This window comes from Companilactobacillus sp. HBUAS56275 (genome assembly GCF_036913655.1).
Lineage (GTDB): Bacteria > Bacillota > Bacilli > Lactobacillales > Lactobacillaceae > Companilactobacillus > Companilactobacillus pullicola.
This window is the reverse complement of the sequence record NZ_JAYKKK010000002.1, coordinates 150,497-168,655: the sequence shown is the minus strand read 5'-3', so window position 1 is coordinate 168,655 and position 18,159 is coordinate 150,497. Positions and strand designations below refer to the sequence as shown.

The window sequence follows — 18,159 nt, the reverse complement described above, 5'->3', positions numbered from 1 at the left end:
CCCTCCTAATTGAAAAGTTCAATAATTTTATCTCGATTGCCATCCAATATTGTTTGATAAGCTTTCTGATCCATAAAAACGCTCATAACATTTTGTAAACTTTTTAGATGACTTGTATTGTCTGTAGCCGCCATAACCAAAAATATTTTGATTGGTTTACCTTCTAAATCAACTTGATTTCTGGTAACTAATAACGACATACCATTTTGAGAAACACCTTCACCTGGTCGAGCATGCATCAATGCAAAATAGTCAGTAAGAACCATGTATGGCCCGTTATCTTGCACACTTTTTATCATGTTAGACACGTACTCTCCAGTTATTACTCCTGAATCTAGTAACGGTTGACTAGCTTTTTTTAAAGCATCCTGCCAATCAGAAACCGAATCGACAACTTGAATTGAGTTTTTTGAAAGAATTGATTTTAACACGATCTATTTAACCTCCATCATTTTCGACACAAACCAGCTTTTATCCTCGATACCTTTCATTAAAAGATTCATAAACGGCTCTATGTAAGCGCTGTCATTTTTACGTATCATTAATAGTGCCACCACATCAACTTGTGATGACCCCCATAAAATTGGTTTGTCCAAAATTAAAATTGAAATATTTGTTTTATCTACTAACGTTGGTTTCCCATGTGGGATTGCAAAACCATTTCCTAAATATGTAGACTGAATTTCTTCACGCTTAATAACTGATTCTTTAAATTCTTCAGCACGTTCCCTGGTATTCCAATGATTTTTCTTTTGTAAAAAATCAATTGCTTCATTGGAATCCTTAACGCTTCCAAAGAAAACATGACCTTTTAGACTATCCACTGTAGGAATCAAAGATCCGTCATTCTCTATAATTTCTTTATTACTTTGAGCTAAGGTTATATCAATATATTTACTCATAACTCGCTTTATATCCTGGTCCGTTATGATTGGAGAAATTCTAACAATTGGAATTGATTTATTCTGAATATCGACAGTTGAAATAATTAAATCCACATCTGATAAATCTTGTTTTGCCAAATTATGAATTGAAACTATCTCTATCAACGTGACATCAGGTAATATTCTTCTTAATTTTGCAGTAATGAATGAACTAGTTCCAATTCCATTAGGACAAACAAATAAGATTTTCTTGACCTTTTTATTTCGTTCCAAAGCAGCTTGAAAATGAATCGTAACAAACCCAACTTCATCAGCAGATATCTTTAAATCATTCTCATTACCGAAATCATTTAGTGCATACCATACAACTCCAAATAATTTCCTATAGTTTTTTCTTATATCGGGTAACAGAGGATTTACTACTGAGGTATGTGCCTGTAACCTAAGTACCAATTGATAAAGGTGTATTAACAAATCTGATTCCAATTGACTATCCTGTTTAAAATCAACATTTATTCCATTACCAACTTTAGAAATCAAATTTCTAACTTTGATTCTGAATTCGTTTGGAATCTTGGCATCTGTCATAAAATATTTGAATCCATTACCTAAAATTACATACGACAAATATCTAAATTCTGGTTCAATAAATTTATATATATTGTTTGTTTCTATAGCCTTTAACAATTCATAAACTAACGGATATTTATCAAACTGAAAAAATAGCTTTCCAAATTGGCGTTTATCAGGTAACTCGACATGAAGTCCTAATTTGCCTCGTTGGATTACTATCACAGTAGAAATTAGTATATCTTGCAAGTAACTTTCAGGAACTTCTAAACTGGATTGCTGTAAAATATTTTGGAAAATTTTCTTTATTTTTCCATACAATTTTTCGTCTAAAAATAATGGCAGTAAACTCTTATCCATGTTCGAATCATTTATAAAATCTACAATCAAACGCTTTAAGACTCGCTGTTTTGGTATCTCACCTCCATTTAAATATGACCCTGAATTATCAAACGTCAGTACCATATTGTCTTCAGATAGTATTTTCTTTATACCAACGATATCGTTAGCAATACTACTTCTGGAAACCAAGTACTCATCTGACAATTGTTGATAACTTAGATGTTCGCCATTTAGTAAACGGAGCAAAATAACATACTTACGATCTTTACTATTTAAATTTTGTTCTGCTTTCAAGTTATCACCTTCAATTAGAAGTGTAGTATATCGATACTGTACGGAGTAGACCAAAAAAATTCAGTTTTTTTATTAAAAATCTGAACACCTCTGAAATCTCAAATTCTCTTATTATTTAAATAATCACTATTTTCAGTTAAATCTGTCAATTTAAAAAATTCCGCATAAAAAAAAGTTGAAGAATTCCAAAATTCTGGAATTCTTCAACTTCTAATTTCTTCTTTTACTTAAAATCCATTATTTTCAGCTAATTCTTTAAACCACAAACCACTCTTCTTAACGGTTCTCTTAAAATGATTATCCAAATCAACTCGGTAAAAGCCATAACGATTTCGATAGCCATTTAGCCAAGACCAGCAATCATTGAACGTCCACATATGATAACCAAAACAGTTGCTTCCAGCTTCAATTCCTTTATGTAATTGCTCCAGATGTTCTTTGATGAAGTCTATTCGATATTGATCATCGATCATGCCGTCATCGTTCATAAATCTTTCTTCATCGGCGACACCCATCCCGTTTTCACTCACATACCAAGGAATGTTCTTATAGTCATCTCGCATCATAATTGCAATATCATAGAGTGCCTTAGGATAGATCTCCCAACCTCTATACGGATTGATTTTCTTATCTGGCCAGTCATATGGTTCGTACAAATCTTCAGGCATTTCAGCTGGCACCTTAGGATTGGTTGGTGCTTGTACTCTTCTTGGTTGATAATAGTTAATTCCAATGAAATCAACAGTATTTTCTTTAATATTCTGTCGATCACTAGATTCCACTTGTGGTAATAATTTATTTTCTCTTAATAAATCAACCAATTCTTCAGGAATCTTTCCTAAAACAGCTGGGTCTAAAAAGCTTCTTGTATTCAATAAATCCGAAGCTGCTTTTGCTTTTAAATCTTCGCTACTTTCACTTCTTGCATAAGCCGGCAACACATTCAAAATTATTCCAATTTTGCCTTTAACTTTGCTGTCTCTGAAAGCTTTTGTAGCCATAACATGAGCCATCAAAGTATGATAACCGACTTGAACAGCCTTTTTCATATCAACAATAGCTGGATAGTGGAATCCGTATAAATATCCACATTCAACATGCACCATTGGTTCATTAAAAGTTGTCCAATCATGAACTAAATCTCCAAATTGTTCAAAGGCCGTCTTTGTGTAAAAGGCAAAATCATCTACAGACTCACGATTCTCCCAGCCACCTTTTTCCATCAACCACCAAGGCATATCAAAATGGAAAAGGTTAATTATTGGCTTAATATTATTGTCCAACATATCTTGGAAGTATGACCGATAAAACTCGACCGCTTCTGGATTCAATGTTTTTCCATCTGGTAATAATCTAGCCCATGAAATTGATGTTCGATACGAGTTCATCCCAATTTTCTTCATATCGAGAACATCCTCATGATACATTTCATAAGTATTAGAAGTGTCACTTGGCCCTTGATTGTTGTTAAATTTCTCAGGATTCATTTCAAACCATTTATCCCAAGTTGTCGCTGATTTACCGTTCAAAAGACTATGTCCTTCTGTTTGTGGTGCGGACGCTGCTGCACCCCAGAGAAAGTTGTTAGGAAATTTAAGCATTATCATCCCTCATTATTCTTTAATTTTATAGTCGAAATAATTTAAAAATAATTCGCAATACATCATATTAGCCCATGAGAACCACTCACGAGTAAATTTGTTAGGATCATCAACATCAAAACCTTCATGCATCATGTTAGTACCCGCAGTTGTGGCTACCATATTATTTAGAAGACGCTCTTTTTCGGCTTTATCTGGTTGCGTCAATCCTTGGATAGCAAGTGCAATATGCCAAATATAATTTTCTGGTGTATGCGGACTACCTAAGCCTTTGCCAAACTTTCCGGCATAATAATATGGATTTTCTGAACTCAAAATTGTTCTTCTCGTGTTCAAATAGGTTGGATCATCCATTGCTGTGTAGTGTAGATAAGGTGTACTCAACAAATTAGGGACGTTCCCATCATCCATAATCAAATAGTGTCCTAAGCCGTCAGTTTCATAAGCATAAATTCTCTCGCCAGCTTTATTTGTCGTTGTACCGTACTTTTCAATACCATTCTTAACTTCCGTTTGGATCTTTTTAGCTTTATTTACAATCTTTTCATCATCAAGAACAGTACTGAAGATGTCCTGAATATAGTCCAAAATAAGGACTGCAAACATATTAGCAGGTACTAAGTATCCATAGACACATGCGTCGTCGCTAGGTCTAAATCCAGACCAGATCATTCCTGTTTCCGCAACAGGTGAACCCATTCCATTGTTAGTTAAAGTATCTTCCGGTCTATCTTCATCCCGTTCAAATCGATACTCTGATTTTGTAGTATGATGTTGTTCCGTCTCGAATACATTCAATAACTTTTGAATTCCACTTACAAAATCTTCATCAAATTGATCTGTTCTACCGGTATTCTTATAGAGTAAGTAAGCCAATTGAACTGGGAAGCAGAGTGAATCTATTTCAAACTTTCGCTCCCAGATCCAAGGCGTCATCTTAGTATGGTCTTTGTGATGACCGGCATTATTAGGCTCACTGTTAAAAGCATTTGCATATGGATCGTGATTCATATTGAAGAATTGGCGCTTAACTACACCTCTAATAAAATCAGAAATCTCTGGTACTTCTTGTGCCATCACTAGATAAGGACGTACCTGACAAGTTGAATCCCTCTGCCACATAGCAGGAATATCCCCTGTCAAAATAAATATGTCATTGTCAGAAATCTTTTTAACCGTTGTTTCCAAAGTATTTGCATAAGTCACATTAAAAACTTTAGCCCAGTCAGCATGATTCTGACTGGCTTTTTTTGTGACTTCGTCCATGAATTCTTTTACAGCTGGTGAAATAGTTTTTTCTTCCAAAATCTTATCCTCCAAACAATCCAGTTTTTGTCCAAAAATCGAGTCGTACCTAATATATCAACTAATACATTTATCTCAAATTAAATAGTCAAAGTGTTATTTAGTCCGGAGCAAAAATTGGAAATACGTTCAGCTATGAAATCATTGTTACCGGCTTTGCCGGTTACAATGAGGCCGACTTTGGAAATTCATTATTTTGCACGGAGTGTAAAATAATTAGTTTCAAATCGTGCCCATAGCGTTCCAACAGCATTTCCAATTTTTGCGGAGGACGGCAGTTTTACACCTCAACAAAATCTAAAATTACCATTGGTCTGTACGGTGTACATCAAAGACAAACTTGCTCTTCTCACTTAGGAAGCTGGAATGCGAATACTCAAAAGCTCTGCCATCTTGATCGAAGACAACCTGTTCAATCGTTAACACGGGATCCTTAACATTAATACCCAATCCCTGAGCTATTTCTTCATCCGCACCTTGTGCATATACGATTCTGCGAGCATCTGTCATTGCAATCTTATGTTCCCCCAGAAAATCATAGATCGAACCCTCTACAACTTTTTCATCCAAAGGTACAACACTAGTAGGCATAATCGTGTGTTCATAACTATAGGTTTTTCCGTTTACAAATCGTTCTCGCTTTATCTCGTAAACAGGTTCATTCGCCTTTATAGACAGATTCTTGGCTTCTTCCTCAGTCGGCAATCTGGCCCCAAACTCAATAACCTTGCTAGTTATTTTTTGACCTCGATGAGAATATGTAACACCTATGGGCATATCCAAAGGCAATAACTCATCGCTTTTTGACAATGGTTGATTCCTTACATAGGTTCCTGAACCTTGCTTACTAACAATTAATCCTTCATCCAAAAGAAGATTGAGAGCTTTCTTCAAAGTTAATCTACTGACGTCATATTTTTTAGACAACATTTCTTGAGTAGGCAGAGGTTTACCCGCTCTATAGTGATTCGTTAAGATGCTATTTTTTATATCTGAATATATTTCTTTGTATCTATACATAAACTACCTCTTGTACTAATTTGCTTACTCAAATTATATCATATTTGATAATTTGATTATACAAATTAATAAAATTTCCTTTACAAATTTTATTTAGCATATATAATTGGTTTTGAAAGTTAGCGCTTACTTAAAAAATCTGGAGGGATTACCATGAAATTTGATCTTGATAAATTCCAAGGGCCATTGCTAAAGATGTCCTCTTGGGTAGAAAAAAATACCATTCTTCAAGCCATAAAGAATGCTTTTATTAGAACTATTCCATTTACCGTTGTTGGTTCATTCTCAAATTTGATCAAAATGCAAATCGATGCTTTGATCAAAGCACAAAAAATCGACAACATCTGGTTAACAAATACAAGTAACTTATTCGGTTATCTTGGTACTGCTACATTAGGTATTGTTGCACTGATCGTTGTCCTATCATCAGCTTACTCCTATGCTAATGAATTGAAACGCAAACCTGCAAACAAAAACCTTAACCCTATTTTAGCGACATTATTAGCTTTAGCTGCTTACTTCATCATGGTTCCAAACAATATTAACTTTGCCGATCCTAAAGCAAAAATTGTCGAAGGATTCGCTACTTCCTTCTTCAGTTATGAAGGTATGTTTACAGCTCTAATCGTTGGTATGCTTGCCGTATTCATGTACAACAAGTTTTCACATAGTAAATTCACTATCAAAATGCCCGGAAACGTACCACAGAACGTCTTTGATTCTTTCTTCTCACTAATTCCAATTTCCGAAGTACTTTTGATTTTCGGTGTTGTTAGAATTGCTATTCAATCACTTGGTTTCACATCTCTAATCGAATTGATCTCCGTTGTAATTATCAAACCAATGTTGAGTGTTGGTACTGGATTACCTGCTATCATCGTTGTTATTTTACTAGAACAAATTCTTTGGTTCCTTGGCCTTCACGGTTTCAATATCGTTTGGGGTGTTGTTTCAGCATTCTGGCTACCTCTATTCCTACAAGACGTTGCTAAATTTGCTAAGACACAAAGTTTTGCTGGTATTTCTATTGCTCCTAACACTATGACTAACGTTTATGCCATGATCGGTGGTTCTGGTGCAACCTTTGGTCTAATTATCGCCATGTTGATTTTTGCCAGAAAAGGTGAAAAGGAACGTGAAGTTGCTAAACTTGGACTTATCCCTGGACTATTCGGTATCAATGAACCTATTATCTTCGGTTTACCAATCGTTCTAAATCCAATCATGTTCATTCCATGGATCCTTGTTCCAATTACAAACGCCGTAATCGCTTATGTAGTAACAAAAATCGGTTGGGTAGTTCCACTTGTTGTTCTAAATTCTGGTAACGAACCAATCTTTATCAGTACTTGGATTTTAGGTGCCTTCCATCTAAGTCCAGTTGTTCTAACGTTTGTCCTTGTAGTATTGGATGTTATTCTTTACTCACCATTTGTAATTATCAACCAAAGAAATGAACGTGAACAAGCACTAAAGAATGCTGAACCTGCAGCAGCCTAAGGGAGTTAATTTCAAATGAAAAAAGTTTATGCAATCGCACATACGCATTGGGATTTCGAATGGTATTTTACTAGGCAAGAAGCTCGTGTCCAGTTTGCTTACCATATGGATGAAGTCTTAGATGCCCTAGAAAATAATGATTTAAATTACTATCTATTAGATGGTCAAATGTCTATCGTGGATGACTACTTGAGTAGTTTTCCCGAAAAAAAGGCCACTATTAAAAAATTTGTCACTGAAAAAAGATTATTTATTGGGCCTTGGTATACACAGATCGACGAAATGGTTACTTCTGGAGAATCAATTGTCCATAATTTAGCCATTGGTTCGCAAATTGCTAACGATTTAGGTGGCGTAATGAAGGTAGCTTATCTTCCTGACTCCTTTGGACAAGGTCAAGATATGCCTAAAATCTATAACGGATTCGACATCTACAGTGCCGTCTTCTGGCGAGGAATGCCTAAAGAAAAGAACGCTCGCTACTTCTATTGGAACAGTAACGATGGTTCCAAAGTCCTTACTGCCAACATCAAGAATGGTTACTACGCCGGCGTCCAACTAGTTGAGAATGACGATTTCAAAGATTTACTCGACCGTGTTAGTACCGATACTGAATCAGACGAATTAGTCCTACCTATTGGTGGCGATCAACGTTCAGTTGATTACAATCTTAAAGATAGAATAAATTTGGCTAATGAGAAATTATCCGATGAATATATTATTCGTGAAAGTAACTATCCCCAATACTTCGAAAACTTGAGAAAGGTCAAGAATCTGCCTGACTACGATGGTGAATTCATTGATCCTTCAGCTTCAAAAATTCATCGTGGAATTTACTCTTCAAGAGCCGATCTCAAACAAATTTATGACCGCTTAGAACGTCGTATGACTTATCAAGTAGAACCATTAATGGCTCTAGCTAAATCATATGGTATTGAACCAAAACAAGGACTTGTCGATGACATCTGGAAAACCATTTTCCGTGGACAAGCTCATGACAGCTCTGGGGGCTGCAACAGTGATAAGACCAATGACGATATCCTTCATCGTGCCAAAGTGGCTGATCAATTATCGTACTCAATTATCGATTACTTAGTTAGAAAATTAAGTATCTCCGAAAATTCACCATATGATATTTATCTCTGGAATCCACTTCCAATCGAGATGGATAAAGTCCAAACGATTCAAATTTCCACAAAATCAAAGAATTTCAACATTTTAGATGCTAGTGGTCAACCCGTTGACTACGATTTATTGAACCAAGAAGTTCAAAATTCAGCTCCTCTTCGTCGAAATGTTGAAGAGAGAAAACAAGAACTTTACTACATTTCAACTATCTCTATTAAAGCTGCCATCAATGCAACCAGTTGGACCGGGCTAAACATTGAAGAGACTGACAACGCAAAACAAACAAGCGTGACAGCAACTTCTGATTCAGTTGAAAATAACTTTTACCAAATTGCTTTTAATGACGGTCAACTTGATCTAACTAATAAGCAAAATCATCAAACATATACGAACTTTCTTTCCTTCGAAGACGGCGCAGATGCTGGTGATACTTATGACTACTCACCTTCATTCCACGATTGGATCATCAATTTAGACTTCTCAGATGCTGACGTAAAAGTTATTTCTGGGAAATATACAAACAAGATCTCCCTTAAAGGTACTTGGAAACTTCCGCATGATTTGGATTCAAGAAAAGAAAAGATGCTCGATTCAACTTTAGAGTACAAATTAACTCTAACTTTGGAAAAAGATTCCGAAACTATTAAGTATCAATTAGATACCGACAATCAAACTCTTGATCATCGTTTGAGATTAATTCTCAACACGGATGTAAATGCTAAAGAATCCTTTGCGGATACACCATTCGGCTTCATTAGTCGTCCGGTCGTTGACCCACATCTAAATGATTGGCAAGATATCGGCTATCATGAAGAACCAACTTCTATGAGACCCATGATTCACTTTGCCAATATTCATTCAAATGGTTCTAGTTGGTCATTTATTGGATTAGGTAGCAAAGATTTCCAAGTAGTTGGCAAAGATTTCAATAAACTAGCTATTACAATGTTCAGAGGCGTCGGTTACTTAGGCAGACCAGACTTATTACGTCGACCTTCAGATGCTTCTGGATTAGAGTCAAAATATGTTGAAACTCCTCATAGTCAATTACAAGGTAAATATACATTTAAAGGCGGTATCGTCGTTGGAAATGAATTCAACGTTGCCGACCTACAAAAACAACATTTACTATTAACTTCAACTCCCCTGTTTTATCAAGAACAGTCACTCAATAGATTTACTAATCCTTTGAGATACTTCATGGTAAATAAAGCCGTTGACTTCAAGGACGAAACTGAGCAATTGATCAACTTAAATACTGATAAGTTAGTTTTAAGTAGTTTAGCTTTAACAAAAGATTCTTCCGGATACGCTTTAAGAGTTTACAATCCAACAAATGAAACAGTTGAACACGCTGGAATTGTTAAGCTTGCCAAGAAAGCAGCCGTTGATAGTCTAAACCTTAATTCAGAAGTTCTAAGTACTTTAGAAACATCTACTACTGAGTTTGAACTTAATGATTTCAAGCCAGGAGAAATTAGAACTTACGGAATTTACTTTATTAAGTAGAGTTTTAGAGAAGTTAAATATGTCGCCCTCCACAAAAATTGGGAATGCTGTTGGAACGCTATGGGCGCGATTCGAAGCTAAACGCATTCCCAATTTTTGCTCCGGGCTTAAATAGTAATTCTATTTAATATTTGCCTTTCTAAATCTTTAAGAATAATAGCGTCTATTCAAATTTTCACTACATATATTGTGTGAAGATTCTGAATAGGCGCTATTTTTATCCTTCGATAGAATTTCGTAAAGACTATTGTCAGAAATTCTACCATCTCAAATCTAACATCAATCCAATATAGTAAAAGCGTTCATATCAACCTTATAAGGAAATATGAACGCTTTTGTTTTAGAAGTTTATTTCTTATAAACCATCTGATTATACAGAATTAACAAGTTTTTCACTGCTGCAACTCATTCAATAACATTAAAACCAAGGATATAGTCGGTAGTAGAAAATCTGTGGGCCCTCAGTGGTGAAGTTCTGGTTAGCTTGCGTCAGCAAGGTTACCAGAAGACCGAGCTTGGAGATCCATAATTTTTCACAGAGTGAAAAATTATTAGCTTCAAGTCGTGTCCACCACGTTCCAGTGGCCCACAGATTTTCTACTACCGACGGGCATACTTACGCCAAATCAGTTAATATCAATTCTCTTTAACAACTAAAGTTCCATACTTACCTAAAACAATCCTCTTGCCAACAGTCGACCCATTCTCAACATTGATTGATTCTCGGCTAGTCAAGACTTCCTGTTCATCTTCAGAAAAGTTCATTAAAAAGTGATATTTCACACCATTTTTCTTTCTAGTCTGACAAGAAACTTCATAAATAGGCTTAACAATGAAATCATTAGCTAAATGTAACTGATCAATAATTGGACGATAAAACTCTTTTAAGAAATCAGTTCCCAACCTTGTGGCTAAGTAATAAGTTTTACCGGAACCCAGCTCATTGCTTACTACTGCAGGTGTCCCTTGATAGAAATCATCTTGATATTTGGCTAATACTTTTGCAGTCGTAGCTTCGATCACCTGATTGTAGTCCTTAGTTTCATATGATTTTCCATTGAACTCAACGTGACCGTGTTGTTTAGGATATAGCGTATCAATTTCTTTAGTGTTAATTCCAAATAAAGTACGTAATTTAGTTGGTAAGCCTCCTAAGATTACACGATCATATTCATCCACCATGCCTGAGAAATAGCTGGAAATCAATGTGCCACCACTTTTTACAAAATCAGTCAGCTTGTCGACCGTTTTTTTCTTAGCCATATACAAGATTGGCGCCACGATCAAATCATATTTGGAAAAATCATCGTTCCCATTAATTATTTCACAGGCAATATCTTGCCCCCAAAAGATGGAATAGTGTTTTTGCAAAGTCTGAATACCTAATCTAGTTGGCCGACCGAAGGCTCCACCACGATTGAAAGCCCAGTTACTCTCCCAATCATACAAAATACCAACCTTAGGCTGTTTGACAGCACCTTTAATTTCCGAAATGTTATTCAATTTTTGACCATATTGCGCTACTTCTTGATAAACACGATTTTGACCAGAACTATCATGTCCTATCACGCCACCATGGAATTTCTCTGAATTTCCTTGAGCTTGTCGAATCTGAAAATACAGTGTGCTGTCAGATCCATGGGCAATTTGTTGCAAGGAACTGAGAATATTCATCCCAGGTCGCTTGGCCTTATTGTACTGTTGCGAATTAATACAACTAGGCGTCGACTCCATAATTAAAAACGGTTTATGCTTCAAGGAATAGAAACAATCATGTGTATAGGCGGACTTCATCGCCGTGTCAGCCAGCGTTTCGTAATCGTTATGCCAAGCAGGATAGCTATCCCAACTAACAATATCAACTTTTTTAGCAAAACGACTGTAATCTAGCCCTGTGATTGGATAATAATCACCTTTATCTAATCCTTCAGCCATAAAATTAGTTGTAATCGGAATATTTGGCGTAATTTCTCTTAGAGGCTGAGCTTCATTTTCATAAAAATCCATCGTCATATCAGTAACGAATCGTTTCCAATCCAAATCCATCCCGTGAACCTTTGTTTCACCAAGCGGATTAGGCGGCAATACCTGACTCCAATCACTATACAGGCCACTCCAAACTTTTAGATACCAAGCTTGATTCAAATTATCCAAGGTATGATATTTATCTTTTAGCCACTGACGCCAATTGTCCTGACATAAGTTACAGAAACATTGACCACCTAGTTCATTAGAGACATGCCACATTAATAGTGCTGGATGTTTACCATAACGCTTGGCCAAAATCGTATTGATTTGACGGGTTTTTTGGCGATATATCGGTGAAGAGTAACAGTGATTCTGTCTGAAACCGTGAGTATGTCTACGTCCATATTCGTCAACTTGATTAACCTCAGGATACTTTTGACTCATCCATTGGGGACGTCCGCCACTAGGTGTTGCCAAAATAACGTGACCACCAATTCGATAAATATCGTCAAAAATTTTATCCAACCATTCGAAGTTATATTCACCTTCACGTGGTTCAATCGTTGCCCAGGAGAAAGTATCCAACGTTACAGTGTTTATCTTGGCCTGTTTCATTAATTCTAAGTCTTGCTTTAAAATTTCAGGCCGATCTAACCACTATTCAGGATTATAATCGCCACCGTATAAAAATTTATCTGTGGTTTTCACTAACTCACCTTCTTTACTCTTTAGCTACCAAATGATACATCCAGGATTGATAATCGCCACTGATTTGAGCTGTTTCTAAGTTAGCTCCGTTAAATTCAAATGGTTCTAAGAGACCGACATTTTTCAAAACTCGTCCAGAAATTTTGTGTTTGTTATCAACTGTGTAATGCTTAGTTTCATCCAAGAACGGAACCGTAATATGTCTGACCACTGCCGAATTAGGTTGGGCAACTTTTCGGTAAAAGCCGATAAATGACTCATTCTTCTGATTGTCAGTTACGCCCCATGACACCACATTGCTGGCAGGATCAACTGAAACTAGTTGTTGCAGTCTACCGTACAAAAGCAGTTGTCGATTTTGCTTATAAAATTCGATATTGCTCTTAATTTTTTGTTTCTGTTCATCATTTAATTCCGTAATATCCAATTCGTAACCTAAAGGTCCGAAGTCACTGACATCTTGTCTCAAAGCCAATGGCGTATTACGTTTAACCTGATCATTAGGAATTGCCGAAACGTGATTACTAAAGGCAGATAGCGGATAAGCTAACGTTGTTCCCGTCAAAATATCCAGTTTTTCCACGGCATCACTATCATCGCTAGGCCAAATTTGGGGACTGTAAAAGAGAATCCCTAAGTCAAATCTACCGCCACCGCCAGAACAACCTTCGATTAGAATATTAGGAAAGTCTGTTAAGATTTTTTGATACAAGTCATAGACTCCTAAAATATAACGATGGAAAAATTCACCCTGTGGACGATTGATTTTAGCCAAATATGGCGAATAAGCTTCAGTAATATTACGATTCATATCCCATTTGATATAATCCAAATTTGTTTCCGCAATCGTTGGTTTCATTTGTTGATAGACTGCTTCAACTACTTCAGGATTAGCAAAATCGAGTACATATTGCCCACGACCAATTCCGACACGTTTATAAGGATGACGAACGACCCAATCAGGATGTTCTTTATACATATCAGTGTCCGGCGAAACCATTTCTGGTTCAAACCAAAGTCCAAACTCCAAGCCCATATCGTGAATCTTTCTAGCAAAACTTCCCATACCATTAGGGAATTTACGACGATCGACAGCCCAGTTGCCTAAAGAAGAACGATCATCATCGCGATGACCAAACCAACCATCATCTAAGACAAAGCATTCCATGCCTAACTTTTGACCTTCTTTAGCTAAGGAGAGTAATTTATCTTCATTAAAATCAAAATAAGTAGCTTCCCAATTATTAAAGACGATTGGACGTGAGTTTTCTTTCCACTTCTTGGCTATCACGTGATCTTCAGCAAAACCATTAGTTTCTTGAATCAGACCATTGAAACCTTGATCACTGTAATAGAAGACTGATTCTGGAGTTGTGAATTCTTCATTCTTAGCCAGTTGCCATTCAAAATATTTCGGATTGATACCGATCGATAATCTAGCTTTGTCCCACTCATTAACCTCGACTTGACTCAAAAAGTTGCCTGAATAAATGAGGTTGGCAGCATAAATATTGCCTTGATTAATATCGGCATTCTTATCAACCAGCGCCACAAAAGGATTTTGTTGATGACTAGATGCTCCTTTAAGCGATTCAACTGAAGTAATTCCCTGTTCAATTGGACGACGCTTAATATGACGTTCTTTTAACCAAGCACCTGACAAACTAAGAAAATCATAATCAGCCGTTGGCAAACTTAAAACTCCACTCATCATATTGTGAATTTGAACGGTCGTTTCACCCAAGTTGATCAATCTTTGACTACGGACGATAACACTGTAGTCGGCAAAAATAGTGAAGTATTCAAGCAAACGCAATTTGTGCTCTTGATCTTCCAAAGTAATTATCAAAGTTTCGGCGTCATTGTCACCTTGAGCATAACTAGCTGGAAACTTTAAATCACGTGTCTTTGTTTTTTTAATTGTGTAATTTTCAAAATGAAAGTCCAAATACCAAGGTTCATCTGCACGATAAACATCAATAGCACCCTCACGATAATCTGAGGAACCATAAACGGGATATTCCGACTCATGATCAGCTAAAGTAAAGTTTTTAATCTCCGGAGAATATTTTACTGTTCCCGCTGATTTACTGTCATGCTTCAATAAGTAATCAAGATCGTCTTCTTCAAGGTCACCTAGGTTTTTTCCATAATAAAGATGTCCTAATTGCTTATTTTCCATAACATTGAATAAGTAACTAACTTTGTCGTTGTGCAAATGAAATATTTTGTTTGAGATTACATCAATCATGTGAGAAACGTCCCCTTCTACTCTCGTACTCCTTTAACCAATAGCCAAATCATCTAAATATTGCATTCTTTTCTTAACGCCACGGTTATAAAAGAATTTGTAGAACATTTCAATAAAGATAAAATTAGTTTGATTACGTGCATTGTTAAAAGTGTTTTGTTCTGAATAAATTAAAACTTTTTTACCACGTTTATTTGTTTCAAATTTGTAAGTCTGCAAGATCTCGCCATCAGGCTGTTTGGTCTCAAACTGAAACAGTTTATTTTTGACGATATCTTTGACAGTCATCGTATTTGTCGTAGTAAATTTCTTCATTTTCGTTGTTAATTGGGCTTGAATCTTGGTGCCCTTTTCTAAGTGTCTAATTCTGGGATCTGTACGTTGAAAATACTTCAATTGTTCATTGACTAAAGTTTGGTACAAATCCGCTTGATTAGCATTATATGAATATTTATATTTCAACGTATCAGTTCTCATAGTTATTACTCCTTTTATTTATCAGTAGCGCCTGCTTCTTGTTGATTAGCAGCTGCTTGCTCTTCTTTCAAGAACTCATTATCCATTGACTTCAAGAATGGAATCCAAATCAAAGTCATAACGACAACATCGACAATTTGCAAAATAGCACCGGCAATTGATCCTGTACCTAACCATCCAGCTAAGAAAATAGGTGTCGTCCAAACAACTGTCGCACCAATTGGTCTTGGAACTAGTCCGACCGCAATGGCAAAGTAAGAAATTGTTGTTGAAACAAGTGGTGCTAAAATCCATGGAACTAGCAAAACAGGGTTCAAAACAATAGGTAGACCATAAGTCATAGGTTCTGAAACATTGAAGATAGCTGGAGCAAAAACAGTTCTCATAGTGGTCTTCATACGAACTGACTTAGCCAAGAAGAAAGCAAAGACGATCGCACAACCTAGTTGCATACCTTGGTTAACGAAAACACCCATGAATGTTGTGTTAATAATATGTGGAAGGTGAGCTGCACCGGCTTTATAAGCGTTGTAGTTTTGAATAGCTAAAGCTCCCATAATAGGATCAATGATTGAGTTAACAAGCAAAGTACCATGAACACCGAACCACCAGAATAGTTGTGTAAAGAAGACAGCTACTAGGACGGCTGGAAGTGTTCCACCTAATCCCATAAGTGGTTGTTGTAAAATTTCATAAACAAAGTCAACTGCATTTCCCCATTGTGTGAATGTGAAAATGTAACGAATAATATTAAATAGTAGTAATGGTGCTGCACCAGGAATGATGGCAACGAATGATTCAGCAATCATTGGAGGAACAGAATCAGGCATTTTAATCGTGATATGTGCTGCACTGATAGCGCAATAAATCTTTGTAGCAATAATGGCGACAATAATACCAACGAACATACCTTGGGCACCTAAATCATTGATAGCAATGAATGCACCCATCTTTTTATCAGTACCGATAGGTAGTAACATCAAAAAACTAGAAAGTGAAATAGCACCAGCGAAAATCTTTTGCTGACCGTAGTGTCCGGCCAATTGATATCCGATACCAAAGACAATAAATAGTGCTGAAACTGACATTGTTGCGTTACCAACAGGTCCAAAGAAGTCTGTCAAAAAGGTATTAAACCACTTTGGCAAGAAACCTCTAAAACCAAACGTTGTGGGCAAGTTTTGCAAAATAACCATGATGGAGCCAAACATTGTGGCTGGGAAAGCTAACATAAAGCCATCACGTAAACTTAGAAGATACTTATTGGCACCAATTAGTTCGGAAATTGGTCCCATTTTCTTCTGAAATGCATTTAAAAAGTTTTTCATTTCATGATTCCCCTCTTCACTATTGTGTAAACGTTTACAAGAACTACTATAACTGTTTAGTTAACGTTTACACAACCCTAAATAAAAAAATACCTATTATTTTTCCCAAATAACAGATATTTCAAATATATTTATTCTTTTTCAGTTAAATCACGAATCGAATCTCTAACCTTCAACTCGCTTGAACAGACTATTTGAATAGGCATCTTACGATCACCAATCATCTTCTCGCGTGCAACTTTGACAGCGATACGGCCCATTTCCTCGGAATCCATTTTAATACTCGAGAGTGTTGGTGTTAGATAACGATTTATCTCCACATCATCAAAACTAACTACCGAAATATCATCAGGGATTCTTAAACCAGCGTTATTAATAGCTTTGTAAACACCCATCGCCATCGGATCACTTGCCACGACAATAGCCGTTGGTAGATCGTCTCCTTGTAAAATTTCACTTGTCATTTGTAAAGCATCTTCAGCCGACCACTGTCCAATATTGATATCCGTATATTTTGACAAATTGTGCAAATGCATCCAGCTATTATAGGCATCAGCTCTAACTTCATGTCTACTATTGATACGACTGCCATCCACATCTACAATACTGCTACGACCGCCAACAAAAGAAATATTACGATGACCTTTTTCATAGAGAAGATCCAAAACCTTATAAGTCTTGGCTATAAAATCAGTTTGGATACGGTCGTATTTTTCATCACTAATATAATTATCTACTAATACTAAGTTGGGATTCTTATCCATAACAATATCCATTGCTGTATCAGTCATCTGACCGACCATAATAATGGCTCCGTAATTCGATAATTGATCCCAATCTTTCTTTTCATCACGCATTCCAAAGACTTTAGTAACTTGTAGACGCCATTCAGCCGCTTCCTCTTCAATTCCGCGATGAATAGCCAAGAAATAAGGATCTCTCAATTCCGAATCGCTGTTGTGACGCAAGATTAAGCCAATCGACATATCTGAATTTGCACTTTTAGGACTACGAATGTTCTTTTCCTTTGAATAATGCAAACGATTGGCGATGTCTATCACTCTTTTGCGAGTATTCTCATTGATACTGAAGGTCTCGTCATTATTAAGAATTCGCGAAACACTTGCCGCCGAAACACCAGCCATTTTTGCAATATCTCTTATACTTGCCATCTGTTTACCTCACTGTTTACTTACGTTTACTATAAACCAATTGATGATATTTGCAATGGTCTAGACAGAAAAAAGAGTTCCAAGTAAAGAATATCTTCTTTG

The 18,159-nt window shown here is 36.3% G+C and carries 11 protein-coding genes and 1 pseudogene; 2 read left to right on the top strand and 10 right to left on the bottom strand.

The features are described from left to right. Positions 1 to 5: 5 nt before the first annotated feature. The 5 genes from U8526_RS04400 to U8526_RS04380 all read right to left on the bottom strand — a co-directional run bounded on the left by U8526_RS04400 (position 6) and on the right by U8526_RS04380 (position 6,016). Complete coding sequence (locus tag U8526_RS04400; protein WP_442886208.1) at positions 6 to 434, bottom strand: PTS sugar transporter subunit IIA; 429 nt, start codon at positions 432 to 434, stop codon at positions 6 to 8. Beyond that, positions 435 to 2,090 carry a BglG family transcription antiterminator gene (locus U8526_RS04395; protein WP_334340750.1) on the bottom strand — a complete coding sequence of 552 codons (1,656 nt, stop codon included), beginning with the start codon at positions 2,088 to 2,090 and terminating at the stop codon, positions 435 to 437. It lies immediately after the preceding gene. 227 nt (positions 2,091 to 2,317) lie between these two features. Then, positions 2,318 to 3,691 (bottom strand): glycoside hydrolase family 1 protein, encoded by a 1,374-nt coding sequence (locus tag U8526_RS04390; protein ID WP_334340749.1) that lies wholly within the window; start codon positions 3,689 to 3,691, stop codon positions 2,318 to 2,320. A gap of 12 nt (positions 3,692 to 3,703) precedes the next feature. Continuing rightward, entirely contained in the window at positions 3,704 to 4,996 is a 1,293-nt protein-coding gene (locus U8526_RS04385) for a glycoside hydrolase family 125 protein (RefSeq protein WP_442886192.1), read from the bottom strand. Between the two features lie 303 nt (positions 4,997 to 5,299). Next, complete coding sequence (locus U8526_RS04380) at positions 5,300 to 6,016, bottom strand: GntR family transcriptional regulator (RefSeq protein WP_334340748.1); 717 nt, start codon at positions 6,014 to 6,016, stop codon at positions 5,300 to 5,302. A 153-nt stretch (positions 6,017 to 6,169) separates the two neighbouring features. Here U8526_RS04380 and U8526_RS04375 point away from each other — a divergent pair, with 153 nt between their 5' ends. Together U8526_RS04375 and U8526_RS04370 are read left to right on the top strand one after the other, a co-directional pair. Next, positions 6,170 to 7,516 carry a PTS sugar transporter subunit IIC gene (locus tag U8526_RS04375; protein WP_334340747.1) on the top strand — a complete coding sequence of 449 codons (1,347 nt, stop codon included), beginning with the start codon at positions 6,170 to 6,172 and terminating at the stop codon, positions 7,514 to 7,516. Between the two features lie 15 nt (positions 7,517 to 7,531). Further along, entirely contained in the window at positions 7,532 to 10,153 is a 2,622-nt protein-coding gene (locus U8526_RS04370) for a glycoside hydrolase family 38 C-terminal domain-containing protein (RefSeq protein ID WP_334340746.1), read from the top strand. A 636-nt stretch (positions 10,154 to 10,789) separates the two neighbouring features. Here U8526_RS04370 and U8526_RS04365 read toward each other — a convergent pair. The 5 genes and pseudogenes from U8526_RS04365 to U8526_RS04345 all read right to left on the bottom strand — a co-directional run bounded on the left by U8526_RS04365 (position 10,790) and on the right by U8526_RS04345 (position 18,057). Further along, positions 10,790 to 12,829: pseudogene (locus U8526_RS04365) on the bottom strand (beta-galactosidase). Positions 12,830 to 12,842: 13 nt separating this feature from the next. Continuing rightward, positions 12,843 to 15,080, bottom strand: coding sequence for an alpha-galactosidase (locus tag U8526_RS04360; RefSeq protein WP_334340745.1), 2,238 nt, complete (start codon positions 15,078 to 15,080; stop codon positions 12,843 to 12,845). 33 nt (positions 15,081 to 15,113) lie between these two features. After that, positions 15,114 to 15,557: a DUF3284 domain-containing protein gene (locus U8526_RS04355; protein WP_334340744.1), complete on the bottom strand. Its 444-nt coding sequence runs from the start codon at positions 15,555 to 15,557 to the stop codon at positions 15,114 to 15,116. 14 nt (positions 15,558 to 15,571) lie between these two features. Next, on the bottom strand, positions 15,572 to 16,885 hold the full coding sequence (locus U8526_RS04350; RefSeq protein ID WP_334340743.1) for a PTS sugar transporter subunit IIC: 1,314 nt from the start codon (positions 16,883 to 16,885) through the stop codon (positions 15,572 to 15,574). Between the two features lie 131 nt (positions 16,886 to 17,016). After that, entirely contained in the window at positions 17,017 to 18,057 is a 1,041-nt protein-coding gene (locus U8526_RS04345; protein ID WP_334340742.1) for a LacI family DNA-binding transcriptional regulator, read from the bottom strand. Positions 18,058 to 18,159 lie beyond the last annotated feature (102 nt).